Below are 2,858 nucleotides of genomic sequence, written 5' to 3'. Positions count from 1 at the left end.
GGGTGACCCGCTGCGGCTTGCCGGCCAGGTTCGCCACCACCAGGCGCTCGCCCCGGCGTATCACCAGGAACTGGTCGCCATGCCGGACGTCCACGGCGTCCAGCCGGGGGTCGGACAGGTCGGGGTTGCTCCTGCGCAGGGCGATCAGCCGCCGGTGGAAGTCGTACATCCGGCGGTGTTCGGGCTTGTCCAGCTCGGCCCAGTCGAGCCGGGACCGGACGAACGTCTGCGGGTCCTGCGGGTCGGGGACGTCGTCCGAGGTCCAGCCGTGCGCGGCGAACTCGCGCCTGCGCCCGGTGGCCACGGCGGTGGCCAGCTCCGGCTCGGGGTGGCTGGTGAAGAACTGCCACGGGGTGCTGGCCGCCCACTCCTCCCCCATGAACAGCATCGGGGTGAACGGGCCGGTGAGCAGCAGCGTCGCGCCGACCCGCAGCAGCGCCGGGGACAGCGTCGCGGAGATCCGGTCGCCGGTGGCCCGGTTGCCGATCTGGTCGTGGTTCTGCAGGTACGCCACGAAGCGGTGCCCCGGCACGCGCTGCCGGTCGACCGGCCGGCCGTGGCTGCGGTCGCGGAAGCTGGACCAGGTGCCGGCGTGGAAGAACGCGCCGGTGAGCACCTGCGCCAGGCACTCCAGGGAGCCGAAGTCGGCGTAGTAGCCCTGCCGTTCCCCGGTGAGCAGGGTGTGCAGGGCGTGGTGGGCGTCGTCGTTCCACTGGGCGTGCAGGCCGTACCCGCCGGCCTCGCGCGGCGTGATCAGCCTCGGGTCGTTGAGGTCGGACTCGGCGATCAGCGACAGCGGCCGGCCCAGGCGGGTCGACAGGGCCTCCACCGCCACCGCGATCTCCTCCAGGAGGTGGGTGGCGCGGGAGTCGGGCATGGCGTGCACGGCGTCGAGCCGCAGGCCGTCGACGTGGTAGTCGCGCAGCCACATCAGCACGCTGTCGACGATATAGCGGCGTACCTCGTCGGAGTGGGGGCCGTCGAGGTTGACGGTGCGGCCCCAGGGGTTGCTCCGCTCGGTCAGGTACGGCGCGAACATCGGCGCGTAGGCCCCGGAGGGCCCGAAATGGTTGTAGACAACGTCGAGGATCACCCCCAGGCCCTTGGCGTGGGCGGCGTCGACGAACCGTTTCAGCCCGTCGGGGCCGCCGTACGGCTCGTGCGGGGCGAACCAGCAGACCCCGTCGTACCCCCAGTTGTGCTCGCCGTTGAAGGCGTTGACCGGCAGCAGTTCGACCAGGTCGACGCCGAGGTCGACGAGGTGGTCGAGCCGGTCGATCGCCGCGTCGAAGGTGCCCTCGGGGGTGAACGTGCCGACGTGCAGCTCGTACAGGATGCTGCCGGGAAGCTGCCGGCCGGTCCAGGCGGCGTCGCCCCAGCGGTAGGCGGTGTGGTCGTAGCGCCGGCTCGGCCCGTGCACCCCCACGGGCTGCCAGGCCGAGCGGGGGTCGGGCAGCGCCCGCCCGTCGTCGCCGAGGACGAAAGCGTAGTCGGTGCCGGGGCCCGCGCCGGGCACCTCGACCCGCCACCAGCCGCCCGACCCGGGGCGCATCTCGTGGTCGGTGTCGCCGGCCAACCGCAGCCGGACCCGGGCGGCCTCGGGTGCCCAGACGGTGAACTCGGTCATGCGGCAGCCTCCACGGAGTCGATGGGAGCGAGGAGGGCGACGGGAAAAGTGTCGAGCAGATCGTCCAACAGCAGCTCAGAGCCACTGTAGACCCGTCCGGTGAACACGTCGGTAACACTGTTGCCGGCCAACGACAGCCGGGTGCCCCGCCAGCCGCCGTCGCGGGCCAGCCGCAGCGGCAACCGGGTGGCCACGGCGACCGCGCCGGCCCGACCGAACCCGCCCCGATCGGAGCCGGGCCGATCGGACCCGCCACCGCCGGCCCCAGCCCGGTCGAACCGGCCACCGCCGGGCCCGCCCCGGTCGAAGGCGACGACGTGCGCGGCGGCGGGGCCGCGCGCGGGCACCGGACGGTAGCCGGCGAACAGCTCCGGGTGGTCGCGGCGCAGCCGCAGCGTCCGGGACACCACGAGCAGCTTCGCCGCGCCGGACGCGTTCACCGCCGGCCGGGCCCCGGCGTCGAGCCGGGCCAGCAGCTCCCGGCGTACGCCGAAGTCGACCGGGCGGCGGTTGTCCGGGTCGACCAGGGAGTTGTCCCACAGCTCGGTGCCCTGGTAGGTGTCGGGGACCCCGGGCATGGCGAGCTGGACGAGCTTCTGCCCCAGCGAGTTGGACCAACCGGCCGGGGTGATCTCGGCGGCGAACGCGGTCAGCTCGGCGTACAGCTCCGGTTCGTCGTACATGCGGTCGATCACGGCGTGCATGGCACGTTCGAAGCCGAGGTCGGGGTCGGCCCAGCTCGTGGCCACCGACGCCTCCCGGGCGGCCTTCTCCGCGTACGCGTGTAGCCGCTCCCGCTCGATGGGCCACGCCCCCACGGCGGTCTGCCAGAGCAGATGGGCGAACGTGGGGTCGGGCAGGGGGGCGAGCGCGGTCCACCTGCTGACCCGCTCGGCCCAGCGCGCGGGCAGCTCGGACAGGACGGCGAGCCGGGCCCGGACATCCTCCCCGCGTTTGGTGTCGTGGGTGGAGAGGGTGGTCATGGCCGCCGGCCAGCGGACCTGCCGGGCGTGGGCGTTGCGGTGGAACTCCGCCGGTGGGGTGCCGAAGTGGGCGGGACTGCCACCGACCTCGTTGAGCGCGACGAACCGGCTCCACCGGTAGTAGGCGGTGTCCTCGACGCCCTTGGCCATCACCGCGCCGGATAGCTGCGGGAAGCGCTGCCCCAGCTCGTCGTCGGGGTCGCGCAGCCGCCGGGTGACCGCGTCGAGGGCGGGGGCCAGGTCGGGGC

General features: G+C 73.8%; 1 protein-coding gene and 1 pseudogene. Both read right to left on the bottom strand.

What is annotated here, in order from left to right:
• Nucleotides 1-1,627: malto-oligosyltrehalose trehalohydrolase (gene treZ, locus E1258_RS31655; RefSeq protein ID WP_132407536.1), on the bottom strand; the 1,627-nt coding region annotated here is incomplete at its 3' end.
• Nucleotides 1,624-2,858, bottom strand: a pseudogene (locus E1258_RS31650) (malto-oligosyltrehalose synthase); the annotation flags it as partial. The pseudogene E1258_RS31650 and the gene treZ, both read right to left, overlap by 4 nt.

Source organism: Micromonospora sp. KC207 (assembly GCF_004348615.1).
Classification (GTDB): domain Bacteria; phylum Actinomycetota; class Actinomycetes; order Mycobacteriales; family Micromonosporaceae; genus Micromonospora.
The sequence above is the reverse complement of the archived record's forward strand: the minus strand, read 5'-3'. Positions and strand labels throughout refer to the sequence as shown.